Below are 19,982 nucleotides of genomic sequence, written 5' to 3' on the forward strand. Positions count from 1 at the left end.
CTCCATGAGTCAATTCACTTACCGGCCTGCTCGTGACGAGTTGGCCTACACCTTCGGCGGCCGTCTCCCGGTGGCCCACGTCCGCTCCGGCGACGTCTTCACGGTGCACACGCAGGACTGCTTCGGCGGTCTCGTGCGAGGACCGGCGGACCTGCCGTCGCAGGTGTGCCAGATGCCGTACCTGAACCCGGTGTCGGGGCCGTTCTTCGTCGAGGACGCCGAGCCCGGCGACACCCTCGCCGTGCACCTCCTGTCGATCGAACCGGCCAGCGACTGGGGAGTATCGGCGACCTTCCCGTACTTCGGGGCACTCACGTCGACCTCGCACACAGCCACGTTGCAGCCGCCGCTGGATGAGCGGGTATGGGTGTACGACATCGACCGGCACGCGGGCGTCGTCCGCTACCGGGCCACCGCCAGCGAGCACACCGTCGAGCTGCCGCTGGATCCCATGATCGGCACCATCGGCGTCGCCCCAGGTGGCATGGAGTCCCGGTCCACGATCGTCCCGGACTACTACGGCGGGAACCTCGACACCCCGGAACTGCGCGCCGGGACCACCCTGTATCTCGGGGTGAACGTGCACGGGGCGATGCTCGCCCTCGGCGACGGACACGCCCGCCAGGGCCACGGCGAAGCCTGCGGCGTCGGCGTGGAGATCGCCACCGTCACCACCCTCGCCGTCGAAGTCGTCAAGGGCGCCGCTACCGCCTGGCCGCGCTTGGAAACTGACACGACCATCATGTCGGTCGGCTGCGCCCGTCCCCTGGAGGACGCCTACCGCATGGCCCACCAGGACCTCACCGCCTGGACCGTCGACTTGTGCGGCCTGCAGACCCTGGACGCCTATCAGCTCATCTCGCAGGCCGGGCGGGCGCCCATCGGCAACGTCTGCGACCCCAACTACACCGTTCTGGCGGCCATCGACAAAGCCCTGCTCCCGCAGCCGCAGGCTGCCTACCGCGACGTGCACGCACGGCTGCGGGACATTGCCGCAGTTCAGGAATAGGGGAATGGGATGACGGCGTCGATACCTCAGCTGTCGCTGCGCGACGAGCTGTTCCTGCTCGGGCACCACGACGACACCGGCCAGCCGCACCTGCACCGCCAAGCCTTGGCCCTCGGCATGGCCGGCGCAGTGCTGATCGACCTGTTCCTCGCCGGACGGATCACCCTCGACTCCTACGGCGACCATCCGGCCGCAGACCGGTGGCTACGCCTGAACTCCGACCAGGCAGTCGGTGACCTGATCGCCGACACCGCCCTCGCCGCGATCCATCACTCCCGGACCGCCCCGACCGTGAAGGCGTTCCTGCGTAGCTTCGCCGACGACCTGTACGAGCGCACCCGCGCCGGACTCGTCGCCGCCGGCATCCTGCGCCACACCGCCCGCCGCCGCCTCGGCGGCCTGGTCCGCGCCGACGCCTACCTCGCCACCGACACCAAATGGGCCGTCATCGCCCGCGCCCGCCTGCGCTACCTCGCCGCCGGCCGTGAACAACCGGACAACCACACCGCCGCGCTCGCCGGACTCGTCGCCGTCCTCGGACTCGCTGACCACCTCTACCTCGACGACGACGCCGCCACCCTCACCGCCCACCTGAAGACCATCGCCGCCCAACACCACCGCCCCATCCGGGAAATCACCGCCGCCGTCGACGCCGCGATCGGTGACCTCGCCACCGCCACCTACCGATAGACCGCAGAGAGAGACGACAACGCTGTGGACTCAAGCGTCCGTATTCGCGCCGCCCGCTGGAAAGACAGACAGGCCGTCGCCGCGTTGATCACCGATGCCCTGCACCCCAGCCCGCTCGGTGCCTGGCTGGTACCGGACGCGGCGCAGCGCCGCCAGGTGATGACCGACGTCGTCGCGGTGTGGGTGGAGCACGCGATGTTCTTCGGCGACGTACACCTCACCGACGACCTCACCGCCGCCATCGTCGGCTTTCACCGCTACCGACCGATCCCGCCACCGGCCAACTACCCGGCCCGCCTCGTGAAGGCCGCCGGAGCACACGCTGAGCGCTTCAGCGCCCTTGAGGGCCTGATCGCACAGCAGCAGCCCACCGAACCGCACTGCCACCTGGCGCTCCTCGCCGTAACCCCAACGCGGCAGAAGGCCGGCTGCGGCAGCGCCCTGCTCAGCCATCACCGCGCCCGCCTCGACCGCATCGGCCTGCCCTCCTGGACCGCCGTTCCCGCAGAACCGGAGCACCTGCTCGCCCGCTATGGGTACACGCTCCGCCCGCCCCTCACTGTGCCGAACGGGCCGAGCCTGCGACCTATGCGCCGCAACCCCCACCACGCCAGCAGCCCAATGCCGATCAATGCAGCGCGCCCGGTCGGTGACCGCTGGCAGGACCAGCACGCCTAACCCGCCCACCCCCCAACGGACAGATCATCGCCTTCCCTGCACTCGCCGGACTCGTCAGCGCCCTCACCTTCACAACGCCAGCACTGCCGTCGCCACCGACTGCTCAGTGCCAGGAAGGAACCCGACACCGTGATTGCCACCCCGACTGCCCCCACCCGCCGCCTGGCCGTCAGCCTGCTCGGCAGCATCCTCCTCACCGGCTGCCACACCACCACCCCGGCCCACCAGAAACCTCCGCCGACGGCGCCCGCAATCACCGACAGCCGGGTCGTCGTCACGCAGCCGGCCGCCGCCGGGCCGGGTCTCACCCCGTCACAGCGGCTCACCGCCCTCGCCGACGCCGTTACCGCCACGCCCGGCGACACCACCACCGCTCGGCCCTACACCTACCTGCACACCCAGTCCTGGACCCGCGCCACCAACGCCATTACCCGCACCGACCTGCGCCAATGGCGCCGCGACACCGACGGCTCGGGCCAGGAAAAGGTTCGACGCCTCCCCGACCTGCCGGGACTGAACCACCAACCCGAGCGCCACGAGCCGGCCCTGTTCACGCAGGCGCCTGAGGCAACGGCCAAGCACCTGTCAGGCGGCCTACATCCGTACCTGTCCGAGCCGCTGCCCAGTAATGCGCACACCCTCGCCGACATGCTCGCCCCCAGGGAACTGGCCAACGAACCGGCCTACCCGCGGCTACTCGCCAACGGCGTCGTCGCACTCGCGAGCACCCAGTACCTCAACCAAGCCCAACGGGCCACAAGCCTGCGCGTCCTCGCGGCCATCCCCGGCATCACCTATCGAGGACCGAGCGCCGACATCGTCGGCCGCACCGGCCTGACCTTCACGATCACCGCCGACGGATCCACGTCCCAGCTGCTGGTCAATCCGCACAGTGGCGAGATCCTCGCCGCGCACGAGCGGCTGAGCGGGCGCCGGCCGGGCTTGTTCTCCGCTGTCCTCATCCTCGAACGCGGCCACACCACCGACACCGCCACCACCCTCCGGCCCTGGCAGGCCGAGCACCGGCCGCCGCCCTACCCAGGATCAAGGAGGCTCACCCATGCCCCTCCGTTCCGTCGGTGACCCACCACTCGCCCCCGACCCGCAGCGTTGTCCACCGCTGCCCACCTCTGACCTGATCACCAGCACGTTTGGCGGCCGTCCGCGGGTTCTGCCAGAGGCTTGGGCGGTGCCCCTCTACACGGCGTCCCGGCTCGCCTCGCACCACCGCGAACAATGGGCGGCGGAGACAATCTCCCGCGACCCGGCCGCTGACGACCACGTGGTGGCTGCTGCCAAGAGATCGATCGATCGTCTCAACGCCACTCGCGTCGCTCTCATCGGGGAGATCGACTCCTGGGTTGAGCGCGTGATCCGGCCTCCGGGCGGGGCACCGTTGCACACCGAGACGATCGGCTCCGTGATCGACCGCCTGGCCATCGCATGGGTTCGGTGGAGGCGATTCTCGGAGACCGCCCAGTTGGACCCGAGCGACGTCGATCCTTCGCTGGCGCTCCAGCAGTTCACCGAACTCACCGAAGCCTTCGACACCCTTGTGCTCGACATCCATGAAGGCCGACGCCGCATTCCTCGCTGGCGCACGCTCAAGAGCTATCGGGAGCCGCGATGAGGATTGCCGTCACCCTCAACGGCGCCGACAACGTCGGCAAGACCACGAACGCCCGCTGGCTGGCGTCGGCGATGCCGGATGTCAAGTTCACCGGGACAGTCGATCGGTGGGACCGGCGATGGGCCGAGGTGTCGCGACGAGACTTCAGTCAATGGTGGTTCGTCGACAGCACCACCGACGAACACATCGACCTCGTCTTCAGCTCCCACGCCGCACGGTGTGCCGGTGGCGGCCCCGTGGCTTTGGAGGACCGCGGTTGGCCGATGCTTGTAGCGACCTGCGCGGCGACAGCGGCGGTCAAGGACGGCACATCCACCGTCGAAGCGCTCGCCCGAGTTGAGGCCAGAGCACGCCGCTACGCCCCCGCGCCGCGCCGTGAGCTGCACCTGCTGCTGCGCCACAGCGACCAGCCGGCGGCCGAGGCGCACCATGCCATGGCGCGTGAGCCCGTGCCGACCACCGAACGCTACGCCGAGTATCAGCGGCGACTGGCCGAGACGATCGACCTTCAAGTCGGCAGCGGGGAGTACCAGGCCATCGTGGTGCGCGGGCACCGCCCACTCCTTGATGTGCAGCGCGAAATCCGCCAGGTCCTGACGCAACTCGACGTGCCCGTCGTTCCGCTGCCACCAGACCGGATCAAGCACCTATGGGTGCTCGCTGGTATGTCCGAGAGCGGCAAGAGCACGGTCGGTGAGTTGCTCCGCACGGAGCACACAGCCACGCGGCTGAAGATCGGCTACCTCATGCAGCTTGCCGCCGATCGGCTCGGTACGGCCGATCCGTATCGCGAATGGGACGAGCTGACCCAGGCGCAGATGCTCACAGAAGAGATCCTTCGGTTCGCCGCGCTGAACCCGGGCTCGCACCGGATCAGCCTGGAGAGCGCGCACCGCTTGGAGGCCACAGCACACCTCCGCAGGATCTGGGGCGAGCGCTGCGAGATTGTGTTCCTCCGCCTCCCGGACAGGCTTCGCGCGCAGCGCGCCACCGAGGCCATGGAGTCGCTCTCCGCCCGCGACGCGATCAAGAGAAGCCGGGGCGCAGACCGCATCGCATCGATCGCCGACACGGTCATCGACAACAGCCACAGCCTCGCCGCGCTGAAGAGGGCCGTCACGGAAGTGGTTGACCGCAGGTCCGGGGCAAGGGTTCCACCGCACGCGGACACGGCCATCCCCGAGGCCCTGCAACCAGTACTCGCCGACTGCGTCGCCAGACTGACCGATTCTGAGACCGCGCTCGTCGCCGCCACCGGGAGTCTCGCCCATCATGGCTGGCAATCGGGATGGAGCGACATCGACCTCCTTGTCGTACGCGACACGCTGCCTCTGCACTGGCTCCAGACCAGGCGTGTACCCCAGAGCGGACCGGCGGGGGAGAAGATTGCACTGTCGTCGTTCACCACCCGGGAGATGCTCACCGGGTTGGTCCCACCCCGAGTACTGCACGCGGTGCGGCAGATAGCCCACGAAGGCCGCGGCCTGCTCTACCGCCGAAGCGACCTCGTACTGAACGCCTTCGACGCACCAACCGACGACCGCGCCTCACGCAGCGAGCTGCCGCTCGTGACGATGGTGTTGCGGCGACTCGCCGCAAACCCTGAGCCCGATGTCCGCGCTGTCTACAAGCACGTCGTGCTGATCATGAAGATCATCCTGCGCGCCGACGGGGTGGACCTCGACGCCAGCGAGGAAGTCCGCCTCGCCTTCACCACCAGTCATCCGGACGCCGACGTCGACCTCCCGGCGGTGGCCGAGGTCAGCGGCGACCGGTGGCGGCAGGACGAGATTCTCTCCCATCGGGTTCGCAGAGCCGCCACCAAAATCCTCGCCTACCACGACGCGCTCGGCTGCTCGGTCGCGTCCAACACGCCCCAGACGGAAGGATCAGATCCTCGATGACCACCGCCTTTGACGATGTTCTTCACGCCGATCGGGTGACCCGGCTCGGGGTGGGAGACACCACTCGTCCGATCCGCGTCGTCCACGGCCTCGATGGCATCAGCACCGACGCGGCCGCGGAACAGGTGCTTGCGACGGGAAGCAGCTTGTGGAAGCGATGGTGCGAGCACCCGGCGTACCGGCCGCACGACCTTCTCCTGGGCCTGGACGCCGGCGGCATCATTCCGACGATCGCGGTGGCCTGGGCCAGTGGTAGCCAGTATCGGCTCGCCTGGAAAGTCAACCTCGACCTACCCGGGAAGCTCGTGTTCCACGAGCCGCATGCCCGGCGTCTTGAGGTCTTCGCCTACGGCGACTTCGAAGGACTGCGCGTCCTCATCGTGGACGACGAGATCACCACCGGACTCACTCTGGCCAATCTCGTCGAGGCGCTCCGCGCGGCCGGCGCCGACATCACCGGCGCGCTCTGCCTCGTCGAAGACACCGCTGGCGAGGGCCGACAGCTACTCGAACGCAACGGGGTCCCGCTGTGCGTACTGACAACGCTGTGACCCTCGTCGAGGAACCGGTGTGCCACCGCGGCGGACGGTACGTCGTCCGACGTGAACAGGCGCCGCTCGGCCAGCTCCTGCCGTATCGCCGGGCCAACGGAGAGACCCCACCCCGGCGGGCACGCCTCGACGCGGTTCGTGAGACCGGGTGGCGCGTCGACTTCCGCCCTAGCGGACTCGGCGACCTGCTGCTCGGCCTCGCCATGGCACAGGCGCTTCACGACGCCACCCACGATCAGTTCGGAACCCTGGAGTACGCCGGCAGCCGGGCGGACCTGATCGCCCGGTGCACCCTTCCAGTCACGGTCACGGGCGGCGACGGGCACCAACTGGGCACGCTTCGCAGCGAAGACGCCCCAAAATTCGACGCGGCACCGGAATCGCCTCCAACGCTGCTCGACCTCATCGACATCGACACTGTCGAGGTCCATGCGGCACTGCCGATGCGCTACTACCTCGACGTCGAGCAAGCCCTCGGCGTCAGGCTCCCTGCATCCGATGACCCGTCCCCCAGGTTCCGGTCGTCGGTTGCAGTGCCAGGCCCATTCCACGTGATCTTCGTGGCCACGACGAGTCGCCCCGACCGCAAGGACTACGGCATCGACAACTTCGGCGCCCTCGCCGAACACCTGTCGGCCCGCCACTCGGGCGCCTGGCGCTTCAGCCTGGTGACACCACCGGGCCACCAACCTCCGGCATCCGTAGGGCAGATTGAGGTACTCCACGGACCAACGGCGGTCGAGTGCATTGACCTGTTCGCCGCCGCCGAGCTGGTCATCGGCAACGACACCGGCCTGACCCATCTCGCCGCACTCACCATCCGAGCGGACGGCACCCAGCCGCAGGTGGTCGGCCTCTACGGACGGCACGGCTACGCCAAGTGGATCACCGGATCAGCAGGCCACCACGCGGTGGCCACCCCGTTCTCGCACCTGATGTCGGTCGCCGACGCGTGTCCCGTACGGGACCGCTACGACGACACTCTCTGGTCCACAGCGAGCGACCTCCGCGCCATCCCCGCCAAGGTCATAGCCGACTTCGCGGGGCAATGCGCCGGCTGGTGGCCCCGATGATCCGCGTCGGCCGCTACCGCCGCTTCACCATGAACCGCACCTTCCACCTCGACATCGGCGCACACCACCTCTTCGCCAAGGTGAATCCGAACCCCGTGGAGGCTGCGGCCGAAGTCGCCGGGCACCACCGAATCCGCCACTACTACCGGCTACCGAGGCTGCACTCCCAGCACCGCGTCGGGCACTGGACCCTCACCCTCTACGACCGCCACCAACCTGATCTTCCGGACACCGGCCTGCTCCTCGACGCTCTCACATCCACCGGCCCCGGCAGCGCGGCCAACCTCGACCGCGGGCTCGATGCGATCCTCGAGCACTACCGCCGAACCATCGACGCGACCACCTGCCGAGTCCCCGCCTCACGCGCCAACAGCAAGCTCTACCGCGACAGGGCCCAGCCCGGCGGCAGGCTGGACCACTACTACGGCCACAACCCGATCGTGCTCAAACTTGCCGGCGCCGACGGTCTCCGGCCCTCCGAGCTGCGGGAGACCACCCTCATGGTCAACGGACAGCCCCGACGGCTCGACCTTCCTGCCCTCCTCGGTGAGCTACGCGACGCCTTCCACCCGGACGAGCAGGTCTGGGCCGCGATGACCCAGGGCGACCCCACCGACTTCAACATCGGCCTCGACGCCGAAAACCAGCCCGTCTGGTTCGACTACGACACCGCAGGCCTCAACGCCCTCCCCGGCGAGATCGCCTGCTTCCTGTGGTACCAGAGATTGCACGGCGCCTGGCTCGTCCCGCACTACAACACCGACGCCTACGCCGACCACAGGAAGGCACTCGCCGAAGCTGTCGAACCCACCGTACGGCTCAAGAGACTTTCCCACCGAGCCGTCGGCATCGACTACCAGCACCAACCATCGCCGGCACGGCAGCAAGCCATCACTCGATACCTCACGACGCTCGCCCGGCCGCTCGCACTCTCCGCCGCCACGGATCTGCTCACCTGGATACGCCCGTACCTCGCCATGCGGATCCTCGCGGTATACCCACTACAGCTGCTGGAACCCCGCGACGCCGCTCTGTCGCTGGGCCTACTCGCCGACCTCTACGCACCCGACGCCGACCTGGAGCAGATCCTCGGACTCACCACTCAGACGCCAGCGGAGCCGCCCTTATGAGCCGCCCCATCGCCGTCATTACCGGCGCAGGCACAGGCATCGGAGCGGCCATCGCCGTCCGGCTGTCAGCCGCCTTCGACCTCGTCCTGACCCACCAATACGACGACACCAACCTCGCCGCGGTCGTCGAGGCCGCCCGCCGCCACGGCGCACAGACCCACACCGTCACCGGCGACCTGACCGCCGCTGACACCCAGACCGCACTCCGCGCCACCATCGAGCAACACGCCACCCAACTCGTCGTCCTGATCAGCAACGCCGGCGCGTACCCACGCATCCCGTGGAGTCGGACAGACCTCAACGTCCTTCGCGACCAGCTCGAACTCAACCTCGTCACGCACGCCGCCGCGATCCGCGCCGCCACACCAGCCTTCATCGCCAACGACTATGGCCGAATCATCGTCGTCTCCTCAGTCATGACCCAGCTCGGACGCGTCGACCTCGCCGGCTACATCGCCGCGAAAAGCGGCCTGGAAGGACTCGTCCGCGCGCTCGCCCGCGAACTCGGCCCTCACAACATCACCGTCAACACCGTGCGGCCCGGCTCGATCGAGGTCCCCGCAGAGCACAGCGTCGTACCTGATCACGAGGCCATGGTCCGACGCCAGCTCGACCGACAATGCATCAAACGACGGGGTCAACCCGCAGATGTCGCCGCCGCAATCGCCTTCCTGGCCACCTCGGAAGCGGGATTCATCACCGGCCAAGCGATCAACGTCGACGGCGGCTGGCACCTCTCATGACGACCCTCTGGATCCGCCACGGAACCAGCCGCGACGGAATCACCCGCCCCCACGCCCATGCCCGCCCCGACTCACCCCTCAGCGCGCGCGGCGCGGCACAGATTGCCGCCACAGCCCACGCACTTCGTGACCGAGGTGTCCAGCCTGCAATCGTGTTGACCAGCCCGCATCCGCGCGCCGCCACAAGCGCAAAGATCCTGGCCGCGCTGCTCGGCGTGCCGCGCGCCACCCCAAACCCGCTCTACGCCGAGTGGCGCGCCCCCGACTGTGTCCTCGGTAAAGGACCTGATGAGTACCCATCTGAGTACCAGACCTGGCGTACGGACCGGCTCCGCGACCCGGACTCCGCCCTGGCCGGGGGCGAGAGCCTCACAGCGCTCTACGGACGGGCGATGGCCGCCGCAGTGATCCTCGGACACCTCGCCGGACGAAACACCGCCTTGATCGTCTCGCACCGAGTGTTCATCGGCGCGGTCGCAGCCATCACCGCCGGAGCGAATCGCCCTCAGGACGTGTTCGAAGCTGCGCGCCGATTCACGCTCGCACCGGCAGGGACCTGGCCCGCCTTAGCTGAAGTCCGATAGCAACGCGTCAGTGTTCGCAAGGATGAAAGTTTTCAGAGCCTCAGGTTTCAGATCCACCTCAGAAAGGCGGTCGACGGCCACTCGGTCCAGGGCATAGCCACCGCGGCCCGGATCAGTGAATTCCGCACCCGTGCGAGCGCTCTCGTCTACCTGGGTGAGCCGGCAGGAGACGAAGTGCTGTACGGACACCCCCTCGCCGGACGGCGAGCTGAACAAGAAGACCTGGCTAAGCTGCTCTGCCTCCGCGCCCAACTCCTCCCGCAGCTCGCGGCGCAGGGCTGCATCGAGGGATGCGTCAGTCGGTTCAAGGCCGCCACCGGGCGCGGTCCAGTAAGGGGCTTGGCCTGGCTTCGTCCTTTTGATCAACACGAGCTGATTGCGTTCGTCCCACAGGATCGCCCGCACCGACCGACGTAGAACCTCACGCATGTAGACCCCTATCGACAGCTGGCAGGGTGCAGGCGAATCGACGCTACACCGCGTGACCTACCAAGGACCCAAACCCTAACCTGACGGCGCTCTTCGAACTCCGCCTTACCCCGCCCCGCCAGCCACTAGCGACTGGCCTTCCCACGCGGAGACTGAGACCCTTTCTTCGTGACGAACCCCCACCGCCCACACGAGCTCGACACCTAGATCGAGCGAACCACAGGCGAGATGGCGAGCGAGTACGAGCGCATCCGGCAACGCGCCGCCGAGGATCCAGGGACTGCCGGTGACGAGAGAGAGGAGAACTGCTCGGTTACTGCGCGAATGGCTGCCGAGCAGCTACCAGGTGCGCACGAAGGGTCGCATCCTCGCTCATGATGGAGCGGCGACCAGGCAGGTGGACGTGGTCGGCTCTACGTCCGAGCGCCTTGTCCCTGCCCCCGGATCACCCCACAAATTGCCTCCGCCCGATGGCTCTCCCGAGGCAGCGGCCGGCGACCATGCGGAGCGGTTCGAGATCCTCGACGGGCTGCTCAGCGCGCGCCGGCCCACCGAACCGCACTACCACCTGGCGTTCCTCGCCGTCGCGCCCGCCGTCAGCGGCAAGGTATCGGCGCGGCGATGCTCTCCCACCACCGCGACAGGCTCGACCGCGTCGAACTGTCCTCGTGGACCGACGCCACCGGCGAGCGCCAGGACATCTACGTCCGCTACGGCTACACCCCGCAGCAAGCCATCCGGCTGCCCGGCCGTCACCCCGATGCGCCGCACCCCTACCGCGGGATCGCATCCCCTGGACACCATCAGCGCGGCCGGTGGCTCGCAGGCCAGAGGTCGGGGCGTCTGATCCGCGCCATGGTCTCGCGAACCGAACCGTGGCCGATCCTGCGCCATGTAACCGGTGGTCTCGGACGGGATTGTCCCGGTGCCTGGCGCGACGAGCGTCGCCCGCCGCGATGCCCGCGCCCCGCTGATCCCAGAAATCAAGTCCAGGACCTACAGCGCCCCGCGTGTTCGCTCGCCTGACCGGGAGTCCGGCCGCTACCGCGTCGGTGACGGTGGGTTCACCCCGCCGTGCGGGGACCGCGGCGCCTTTTGTTCATCTTCTCGGCGACGGCGTCGGCGGCGTCCTGGTGCAGCTGCTTGGTGACGCTCTGGTAGGTGTCGCGGGTCAGGGTCGTGGTGGAGTGGCCGAGTTGGTCGGAGAGGACCTTGATATCGACGCCGGCGTCGAGGGCGATGGTGGCGGCGCTGTGGCGCAGGTCGTGCAGCCGGATCGGCGGTAGGCCAGCCTTGCGGATGAGCCGGCGAAAGCGTTGGGTGACGGCGTTGGGGTGCCAGGGCCGCCCGTCGGGGCGGACGAAGAACAGGCCGGTGTCGGGCCACGCCGGGCCGGCGGCGAGTTGCCATTCTGCGCGGCGGGCCTTGTAGGCGGTGAGGACCTTCGCGGTGTCGGTGTCGAGGGCGACGTCACGGTTTCCGGCCCTGCTCTTGGGGGGTTTCTGCACGGGGGTGTAGCCGTGGGTGGCGATCTGGTTGTTGATGGTGGTCTCCCGGCGGTGCAGGCGGACCTCGCTGTCGCGCAGTCCGCAGGCCTCGCCGCGGCGGGGTCCGCGGTAGGCCATGTAATGCCACATGGGATGCAGGTCCGGGGCGAGCCGTGCGGCGTGGTCGAGGAAGTCCACGACCTGTACGTCGGTCCACACCATCACCGGTCCGGGCACCTGGCCGGTGTCCTTCCAACGCTGCACGCGTTCGTCCTCCCACACGATCGGCAGCGGCCGGTCACCCGGGGTCTTGACCAGCGCGGCCGGGTTGGAGCCGACGATCAGTTCGTCGGCGAGGGCATCGTTGATGGCCTTGCGCAGGCAGGCGCGGATGCGCTGGCGGGTCGTGGGGCCGGTGGGCCGCACCCCGGCGACGGACCTGCGCATCGCCGGGTCGGGGCTGGTCTTCGCGGCGCGGATGTCGTCGCTGCGACGTTCGATAGCGGCGAACATGGCACGGACGTGGCTGGTGCGCAGTTTGTCCAGCGGAACCTCGCCGAGGTGCGGAACCAAATGCACCCGCACGATGGACTCGTAGCCGCCCAGGGTGTTGTCGTCCACGCTGAGGTGAGTCAGCCAGCCGGTGAGGTAGTCCGCGACGGTGGGCGCGTCAGCGAGGGGGCCGTCGCCGCGCAGCCGCTGGCGGATCCGGTCGACCTCGGGCAGGGGCCGTTTGGTGCGTGCGGTGTTCTGGAGCAGGTCGCCGATCTCGGTCCTGCGGCGCCGGTCGCCCTTGGCGAGGGCGAGCAGTTCGCGGGCGTGATCGAGTTCGTCGGCGGCGGCCCGGCGGGTGGGGAGACCGGAGCGGCGTAGTTGCCGGCGCCCGCCGTCGGCGGTGGGTGGAAGTTCGAGTTGGTAGGTCCAGTGGCCGTGCTCGAAACTCCAGGAGCGGTTCGGGCGGCGCAGTTTCGGGCAGTCGTTGCCGAGCGGCTTGCCGGTGTCAGGGTGGCGGCAGCCGCAGCGCTTGAAAATGCTTCCGTCAGGCATGGCAGGTGGTGCTCCTCGATCAGGTTGGGTGCATCGGTTTCCGCTGATCGACATCCACGCGTCATCCGCGGGCACGATCAAGTCGCCGGACCCCGTCACGACAGGGTCCGGCTGAAGAGTGGGAGGGCTGGAGCAGAAGGCCCGCGTGGCTGCGGCCCGAAGGCTGCACGGGTGGTGTCCGTCGGCACGGGAGGACGCCTATGGCGGTGAGTCCAGGGCGTCGGGGTTCCGCTGCGGCGCGGACGTGTCGCGGTCGTCCAGGTGCAGGGTGGCCAGCAGCGGGGCCGTGGGTATCCGGTAGTGGGCGCCGACGCGGAAGTGCGGCACGGGGAACGCGTCGCGGCGGATCAGCTTGTATGCGGCGGAGCGGGACATGCCGAGCATCGCCGCGGCGGTGGCCAGGTCGGTGCTGGCGCCCAGGGCGCGGACCCGTTCGGCCGTCCACGTCGGCTCCCGCTCACCGCCGGCCGGCCCTTCAACGGGCTGAGGTGACAGGGTTCGAGTGCGTCTGGACGATCTCATCGTCATCTCCTCGGCGGTGAGTACGGGCGGTACAGGCTCAGGCGCGGGGCGCACCGCGGTGAGGCCGGATGCGCTTCACGTCGCGCCGGTGAGGCGCTGACATCTGTAAACCCGCGCTTGTGTGCTCTGGCGAACGCCTATGTGACTCACCACCCACTCACAGAGGCTCACAGGGCTGCCCGTCCGGCCATGCGTCCCGGGCCGGCGCCGATCCGACGCGGATGGGCCACCGCCTCGGCGCCCACCACCCAGACAGTGACAGGTGTTGATGACACGGTGGGTGGCGCGACGGTTCACGAATGCCGCGACACCGTGTCCACCGACGGCTCGGCCAGGGTGCCTACGTGTCAAACGCCCAGCGGCAGCGACCGGTCAGGCACACATGAGGTTCGATGGACACGATGTCCGCAGACATGTCCTTAACCGGCAGGCGCGGACACGGCTTGCGGACGGTTGACACGCTCGTCCATACGGCGCAGGTATGTCATGCCGCTTTGACCACCGCCACCACGGGACGGACTGTCGCGGTCGGCGCCAGTGTCACTCCGGGCCAGGGACACGCGCGTGGCCAAAATGTCCCCGCCCTGCTCGGCAACCACGCCGGACACGTTGTCAACGACGAACATCGATGGCATGCGCGACGCCGCGGACACTCTGGCCGGCCGTTGAGGACCCCTTCCTCCCGCCTTGCGGCCATGGCCGCGCGCACGGAAACGGTCAACAGATCTCGACGTCATATGACCGGCCGACGATTGCCTGGCCGGACAAGGTGACACAGCTCCTCCGCCGACGTTCCTGTCCCCTCGGACACGGTCACCGCCGGATGCAGGGACAAGATGTCCATCGATCATCACCGTTGACACCGGGTCGCCCGTTCCCGGACAAGGCAGCCGGTACCGGTGGAGCCCTCATCACTGGTGCCTGCACCGGCGACCGACACGGGTACGGCGCCAGGCACGACGGCCCGCCCCCAGGGCCGCAGGAGGTGGTCGCGGCTCGCGCCACCGCCGGCGTCGCCGTCGGCGTTCGGGCGCCGGCAGCGCTGCAACGCCGCTGTGAGTCGCTGTGAGTCTTTGTGAGCGGCTGTGAGTCGCTGTGAGTGGTGGGGCGGCCCGACGATCGCAGCTTCGTCGCTGAGCCGTCTGAGTGCCGCGCTTGGCGTGCCTCAGTGGCTCACAGCACTGCTCAGGCGTACCGCGACCCGTCCCGTATCGCCCGCCTGGTGCCGCCTCGCGTCCGTTCGCGCGAGACAGCGCAGCGGCCGGCTGGGCGCGAAAGCCGGCTTGACCTGCGCTGTGAGTGCCTGTGAGTCAGTCGTGGCGTAATCGGCATTCCAACGTCGCCAGAACACGGCGGCGACGCCCGATGGCCTCACTGGCCTAGGAGTACTAATCATGAGTGTGTCCGACACGATCTTCCCTGCCGCACCCCTGGACGCCGTCGATGTCGCGTTCGCCGCGCTGACCAGCGACCCGGCGCCCCTGTCCCTCGACCTCGACGAGTTCGGTCCGGATGACGGCCTGCCAAGGGGTGTCGTGGCGCTGCCGACGCTGCGGGACTGGCTACTGGCCAACCCGCGCGCCTACACCGCTCGCGACGCGGTGTGGCGGGAGCTGATCCGTCGCGCCCGCCTGGACGGGCCGCAGTGTGTCATCGCCGCAGTCGGCATGGCGATGCCGGCGCTACGCCGCTACGCGAGACGGTTGTCCGCCGGCTACCGCGGTGACCCCGACGACATCAGCGCGGAGATCCTCGCGGGATTCCTGGTGGCGCTGCGGGACCACGTGGATGTGACCCGCCGGGCACCGTACGCGTCGTTGTGCCGGGCCGGGTGGCGCGCCGGGCACGCGCTACGCCAGCAGGCCAACGAGTTCGTTCCGGTCGAGGACGTAGAGCATGTCACGGGACCGCGGACCCCGCAGGTGCCCTACGGACATCCGGACGTGCTGGTACGCCGCGCGGCGCGCCTGGGGATCCTCGACGCCGACGACGAGCAGCCCTACATCGACGTACGGCTGGGACGGCGAGCCATGGAACCCATCGCGGCCCGGATGGGCATCAGCACCGACGCCCTGCGCATGCGGCTGGGTCGCATCGACACCCGCCTCGCCGAAGCCCTCGCCAACGGCATGCTGACCGGCGTGGCGTCGCCGCAGGCCGCCGAGGCATTGGCGGCGCGAGCCGAACGCCGGGCCAGTCTGCGCGCCGCCAGCCGCCGCCTCCTCGCCAGCACTGCCGCCACCTCGACAGCAGTCGCATAGGTCGGCTGTCCCGGGAGCCCTCTTTCTCGCAGCGCCGTCACCTTCCCCTGAGAAACCCCTCGTTGTGAGTGGCTGTGAGTGGCTGTGAGTGAGGCAGGCGTTCGCCAGAGCACACAAGCGGCGGTTTCTTAATGACAGCACCAGAGGCCGCGCTCGGAATCTCGCCGTACCACCGGCCGGTGATCCGGCCGCGCAGACCAGCCGTTGCCGCGCCCGGGCGGCCGTCCGGGCACGAAACCGGCGAGCCGTCGCCCTGTCACCCACCGCGACGCACGACCGCGGTGTCGTGATCCGCCCGAGTCGTGCCGCACCGACGCGGTCACACGGGCATTCATCCACCCCTGCCATCCCCTATCCACGGGACGGCGCCACCTTGGAGGTACCTGTCATGGTGACCACCTACCATCCCCAGTTCACTGTCCCGTCCACCCGACCGATCCCAGCGGATCAGCTTTTGGCCGAGAGCGGCCGCATGCGACCGCCCGACTGGTGGGCCGTCGAGATGCTCGCCGAGCACCGCGTCCTGACCACCGCGCAACTCACCGCACTCGGCTTCGCCACCACCACGGCGCCGGCAACCCGACGTCTGAGGATCCTCGCCCGCCGCGGCTGGATCGACCGCCTCTGGAACACCAGCACCGCGGCCACCACCGACACCTCGTGGTGCCTCGGCCCGATCGGCGCCCAACTCACCCCGATCGGCGAAGACCGCGATGTCACACCGGCGCAGGTGTACCGGGCCCGCGACCGGCTCCGCGAACATCCGAACCCGCCCGGCCTGCTGCAGGCCAACGACTTCTTCGTCAACCTCGCGACCCGCGCGCTTACCGAACCCGGGAGTGACCTCCGCACCTGGTGGTCACCGCGCACCTGCCGATACGTCACCGCAGCACGGCATACCGCCTGGCACGGCGAGTACATCCACCACCGCGACCGCCACGCCTTCTGGTACCAGCCCGACCCTGGGGAGATCCGTCCCGCCGACCTCGCCGACCGCGTCCACGGCTACCGACACCTGGCCGAACAGACCGGCCTGGCGACCCTGATGTTCCACGCCGCCGACCCGCAGCGAGAGCAGGAACTACGCCGCTACCTCGAGCGCCGCAACACGCGGCACCTCACCGTCGTCACCAGCAACCCCGAGCACGGCCATCCGGCCGACCCGGTCTGGCAGCCGATCGGCGAGACACACCGCCTCGCCCTGACCGACCTTCCCCACACCCCCGAGCAGTGGCCGCCCGACACCGTGACCTTCAAGGAGGTACGGCCCCGAGCCCCACACCCCATCTACGACCCCGAACGCCCCTACGACGAATCCGTCGCCAACGGCGAGTACCACTACCCGCCGCGCCCCTGACCAACCTTGCGCTGCTCCTCGACCGGCCCGTGGGCCGGTCGGGGAGCAGACCGGGGCGACCCAGCGAAGCGCTTACCCGGTCACTGTCAGGGACTGTCGGAGGTTGCCGTTCGCTTCGAACCCGAACGACAACGCCTACGGCTCTCACACCGCAGGTCGCAGCCGCTGTGGCCAACTTCGGTCGGACAGGCAACTGACTGCCCGTGTCACCGGAAGTTCGCCACACGGGCGAGACCAGTGAGATTGGCATGTCCAACCAGACTGCGGGACAGCGACTACCGAACTCCGGTTGCTCCGGCCCGCTGTGCCGGGGGCACACCAATCTCACACCCACTCGCACCTGCGACCTTGGAGCAACACCGATGATCACCGCGCACCCCGAACCCCACCCGCGTCACCGGCCCAACTCACACCCACCCCCACCGCACCGTCACGCCGAACCCGTTGTGCCCGGCACTTCAGCGGTCAGTGCTGGTCTCCGTTCTACCGTCCGTCTTGATCCTGACCCCCAGCCTGACCCCTCGCGGCCGCTCACAGCCCAGGTCAGCCCCGCTATCAGCAGTCCGGGACCGCTCCAGACAGACCCTCGAGTCTCGGGTCTCTCCCCCACGGCTTGTGCCCATGGGTAAACACCTACCCGCTGCGGACCCACTGCTGCGTCTGCAGGCCAGCATCACCGCCCGCGACGACCGGCTCCTGGGCTGGCTCTACGACCACGGCGTGCTCACCACCGACCAGATCGCCACCGCCCTGTTCCCATCCCTGGACTTCACCCAACGCCGCCTCCGCCGCCTCACCGCCCTGCGGGCGGTCGACCGCTTCCGACCCAACAAAGCCGACGGCGGCACCTACCCCTACCACTACGTCCTGGACCAACTCGGCTACGACCACGTCCACGCCCAACGCGGACTCCCACGAGGCCGCCGCGACCAAGCCCGCCGCCGCAAACACTCCCTCACCCGCCGACCGGACCTGCCGCACCTGCTCGGCGGCAACCAGGTCTTCATCGACCTCGCCGCCCACGCCCGCACCCACCCCGACAGCGACCTCGTCCGCTGGCAGCCCGCGTCGGCCTACCACGAACCCGGCACCCTCTACCGCAAAGGCGGCGACCCGCAGATCATCATCGGCGGATCGACCGGCTTTCCCCGCCCGGACGGCGCCGGGGTGTGGACCGAGCGGGGACGGTCCGTGCCCTTCTTCCTCGAGTACGACACCAGCGGCGAGAACCTGCAGGTCCTCATCAACAAGGTCATCAAGTACGAGCGGCTGCACAGGATGAGCACCTGGGCATGGCCGGTGCTGTTGCACCTACCCTCCGCACGACGCGAGGCGAACCTGCACCACCGCCTCGCTGGCACCAGCCTGGAGGCGGCCATTGCCACCACCACCGCCGAACTGCGCACCGCCCTCGCCGCCAGCCCTGCCCACCAGATCTGGCAACTACTCGGCCGTACCGGCCGTCTCCGCCTCATCGACCTGCCCTACACCGACACCCACCACGACGACCAATACCGCACCCACGACCAGCCCACCCCGGACGAGCGGGCCGCCTGATGAGGGGAGCGGAACACACGGCGCGTGGGGCGGCCTGCAGGCCGCCGCACGCCGCCGGACCCACCCCCACCGCCAGCTCGCCGGGCCGGTAACCGTCACCCGCCGTACGGGCGCGCACCGAGCGACCGGAGCGGACTGCGCCTCGATCGAAAGCGTTGAGTCGGCCCCCTGAGTCGCGGTGTCAGGATTGCTCCTGGTCCGCTTCCTCAGGCCGCTCGGGCCACGCCCCGCCGCCAAACAAACCCACCGCCCACCCTCGGCCGGCAGCCGCAGCACATCGCACTGCGCCTGCTCCTCGCACCTCAAAGCCACGAGCAGACGAACGACTTGACCTCCAGTTGAAGGTGAGCGTCGATCGTATTTGCCGCCTGCCACTCGTCCCGGCGGACGGCGAACACGACCGACAGAAGGAAACCCATGTGTCCAGTGAGCGCCTCAGCCTGCTTGCCGCGATACCCGACGACGCGACCGACCCGCTCTTGTGGCGGCTCGCCCTCGACGTCACCGCCGCCCACCAACCCGACCAGAACGGCAACTGCCGCAACCTGCAGTGCACCAAGCACCGCGGGATGTGTCCCGCCGCGCGCATCGCCCAGCACGCCATGAACCTCGCCCGGTGCGTACGCCCAACTGCTACTCCGCCCGCGGTCGCCTACGGGCAGGGACGGACCGCTGCGGCTACGCGCCCACCCGGAACATTTCACGGCTGGTTCGTTTCCGCACAAGCACCGTCACAACTGAGGGCTGATCAACCGCCGCGAGAGGCAACCTTGCGATCCATGCCCGCCGGCGCCGCGTAGGAGCACGGCTGTCGCTGCGTGACAGGTGCACCCTGTCCGCCTTGGCGACGCTTGAAGCGGTGCTGTACCAACCTATCCGCCTCAATATGAGGGCCAGCTTCAGGCGTGTGACTGCTTGAAGCATCGCCGCTCGTAAACACTGCCGGCGATTCGCTCGGCGGCTTCCTGAGGGTCCTCGTGCTCCCAGATGCGGATGACATGCCAGCCGTTATTCGTGAGGACACGGTCGGTGCTGGCATCCCGGGTTTGATTACGTGCGACTTTTTCCGACCAGTAGGTGGTGTTGGCCTTGGTCTTGCGGCTTCCGTGCTGCGGGCATCCGTGCCAGAAGCATCCGTCAACGAAGACGGCCACACGGGCTGGGCCGAAGACGATGTCAGCGCGTCGACGGAGCGATTGTGTGGGTGCTACGTCGACGCGGTAGCGCAGTCCGGCAGCGTGTAGCAGGCGTCGTATCGCGAGCTCGGGCTGAGTGTCGCGGGTCCGCTGGCGCTGCATGCGGTCACGCACCCCTGGGCTGCTTGCCCAGG

General features: G+C 68.9%; 19 protein-coding genes. 14 read left to right on the plus strand and 5 right to left on the minus strand.

Translation table 11 applies throughout. The features are described 5' to 3' along the window. Window positions 1-4 precede the first annotated feature (4 nt). From AC3EN4_RS01090 to AC3EN4_RS01140, 11 genes are all read left to right on the plus strand, one after another. Window positions 5-1,009: an acetamidase/formamidase family protein gene (locus tag AC3EN4_RS01090; RefSeq protein ID WP_435204087.1), complete on the plus strand. Its 1,005-nt coding sequence runs from the start codon at window positions 5-7 to the stop codon at window positions 1,007-1,009. 9 nt (window positions 1,010-1,018) lie between these two features. Next, window positions 1,019-1,699, plus strand: a complete 681-nt coding sequence (locus tag AC3EN4_RS01095) for a GOLPH3/VPS74 family protein (RefSeq protein WP_435204088.1) — start codon at window positions 1,019-1,021, stop codon at window positions 1,697-1,699. Window positions 1,700-1,723: 24 nt separating this feature from the next. After that, window positions 1,724-2,377: an N-acetyltransferase gene (locus AC3EN4_RS01100; protein WP_435204089.1), complete on the plus strand. Its 654-nt coding sequence runs from the start codon at window positions 1,724-1,726 to the stop codon at window positions 2,375-2,377. Window positions 2,378-2,506: 129 nt separating this feature from the next. Then, the gene (locus AC3EN4_RS01105; protein WP_435204090.1) at window positions 2,507-3,460 is read left to right on the plus strand and encodes a hypothetical protein; all 954 of its coding nucleotides are present in this window, start codon (window positions 2,507-2,509) and stop codon (window positions 3,458-3,460) included. A gap of 106 nt (window positions 3,461-3,566) precedes the next feature. After that, complete coding sequence (locus tag AC3EN4_RS01110; RefSeq protein WP_435204091.1) at window positions 3,567-4,007, plus strand: DUF4254 domain-containing protein; 441 nt, start codon at window positions 3,567-3,569, stop codon at window positions 4,005-4,007. Further along, the gene (locus AC3EN4_RS01115; protein WP_435204092.1) at window positions 4,004-5,911 is read left to right on the plus strand and encodes a hypothetical protein; all 1,908 of its coding nucleotides are present in this window, start codon (window positions 4,004-4,006) and stop codon (window positions 5,909-5,911) included. The genes AC3EN4_RS01110 and AC3EN4_RS01115 overlap by 4 nt, the downstream gene beginning before the upstream one ends. Further along, complete coding sequence (locus AC3EN4_RS01120; protein WP_435204093.1) at window positions 5,908-6,462, plus strand: phosphoribosyltransferase; 555 nt, start codon at window positions 5,908-5,910, stop codon at window positions 6,460-6,462. Before AC3EN4_RS01115 ends, AC3EN4_RS01120 begins: the two co-directional genes overlap by 4 nt. Beyond that, a complete protein-coding gene (locus tag AC3EN4_RS01125) occupies window positions 6,459-7,535 on the plus strand; it encodes a glycosyltransferase family 9 protein (protein ID WP_435204094.1) in 1,077 nt (358 codons plus the stop codon). Before AC3EN4_RS01120 ends, AC3EN4_RS01125 begins: the two co-directional genes overlap by 4 nt. After that, entirely contained in the window at window positions 7,532-8,665 is a 1,134-nt protein-coding gene (locus AC3EN4_RS01130; RefSeq protein WP_435204095.1) for a hypothetical protein, read from the plus strand. Before AC3EN4_RS01125 ends, AC3EN4_RS01130 begins: the two co-directional genes overlap by 4 nt. Beyond that, complete coding sequence (locus AC3EN4_RS01135) at window positions 8,662-9,408, plus strand: SDR family NAD(P)-dependent oxidoreductase (protein ID WP_435204096.1); 747 nt, start codon at window positions 8,662-8,664, stop codon at window positions 9,406-9,408. The genes AC3EN4_RS01130 and AC3EN4_RS01135 overlap by 4 nt, the downstream gene beginning before the upstream one ends. Next, complete coding sequence (locus AC3EN4_RS01140) at window positions 9,405-9,992, plus strand: histidine phosphatase family protein (RefSeq protein ID WP_435204097.1); 588 nt, start codon at window positions 9,405-9,407, stop codon at window positions 9,990-9,992. The genes AC3EN4_RS01135 and AC3EN4_RS01140 overlap by 4 nt, the downstream gene beginning before the upstream one ends. Here AC3EN4_RS01140 and AC3EN4_RS01145 read toward each other — a convergent pair. The 3 genes from AC3EN4_RS01145 to AC3EN4_RS01155 all read right to left on the minus strand — a co-directional run bounded on the left by AC3EN4_RS01145 (window position 9,975) and on the right by AC3EN4_RS01155 (window position 13,477). Then, on the minus strand, window positions 9,975-10,421 hold the full coding sequence (locus tag AC3EN4_RS01145) for an NUDIX hydrolase (RefSeq protein WP_435204098.1): 447 nt from the start codon (window positions 10,419-10,421) through the stop codon (window positions 9,975-9,977). The genes AC3EN4_RS01140 and AC3EN4_RS01145 overlap by 18 nt on opposite strands. Window positions 10,422-11,485: 1,064 nt before the next feature. Beyond that, a complete protein-coding gene (locus tag AC3EN4_RS01150; protein ID WP_435204100.1) occupies window positions 11,486-12,955 on the minus strand; it encodes a tyrosine-type recombinase/integrase in 1,470 nt (489 codons plus the stop codon). 198 nt (window positions 12,956-13,153) lie between these two features. Next, the gene (locus AC3EN4_RS01155) at window positions 13,154-13,477 is read right to left on the minus strand and encodes a helix-turn-helix domain-containing protein (protein WP_435204101.1); all 324 of its coding nucleotides are present in this window, start codon (window positions 13,475-13,477) and stop codon (window positions 13,154-13,156) included. 1,394 nt (window positions 13,478-14,871) lie between these two features. Here AC3EN4_RS01155 and AC3EN4_RS01160 point away from each other — a divergent pair. From AC3EN4_RS01160 to AC3EN4_RS01170, 3 genes are all read left to right on the plus strand, one after another. Further along, window positions 14,872-15,738, plus strand: a complete 867-nt coding sequence (locus tag AC3EN4_RS01160; protein WP_435204102.1) for an RNA polymerase sigma factor — start codon at window positions 14,872-14,874, stop codon at window positions 15,736-15,738. A gap of 472 nt (window positions 15,739-16,210) precedes the next feature. After that, entirely contained in the window at window positions 16,211-17,095 is an 885-nt protein-coding gene (locus AC3EN4_RS01165) for a replication-relaxation family protein (RefSeq protein ID WP_435204103.1), read from the plus strand. Between the two features lie 621 nt (window positions 17,096-17,716). Further along, window positions 17,717-18,652 (plus strand): replication-relaxation family protein, encoded by a 936-nt coding sequence (locus AC3EN4_RS01170; RefSeq protein WP_435204104.1) that lies wholly within the window; start codon window positions 17,717-17,719, stop codon window positions 18,650-18,652. 302 nt (window positions 18,653-18,954) lie between these two features. Here AC3EN4_RS01170 and AC3EN4_RS01175 read toward each other — a convergent pair whose 3' ends face one another. Continuing rightward, window positions 18,955-19,251, minus strand: coding sequence for a hypothetical protein (locus tag AC3EN4_RS01175; protein ID WP_435204105.1), 297 nt, complete (start codon window positions 19,249-19,251; stop codon window positions 18,955-18,957). A gap of 300 nt (window positions 19,252-19,551) precedes the next feature. Further along, complete coding sequence (locus AC3EN4_RS01180) at window positions 19,552-19,962, minus strand: very short patch repair endonuclease (protein ID WP_435204106.1); 411 nt, start codon at window positions 19,960-19,962, stop codon at window positions 19,552-19,554. Window positions 19,963-19,982 lie beyond the last annotated feature (20 nt).

The sequence above is a fragment of the Micromonospora sp. bgisy143 genome (assembly GCF_057708145.1).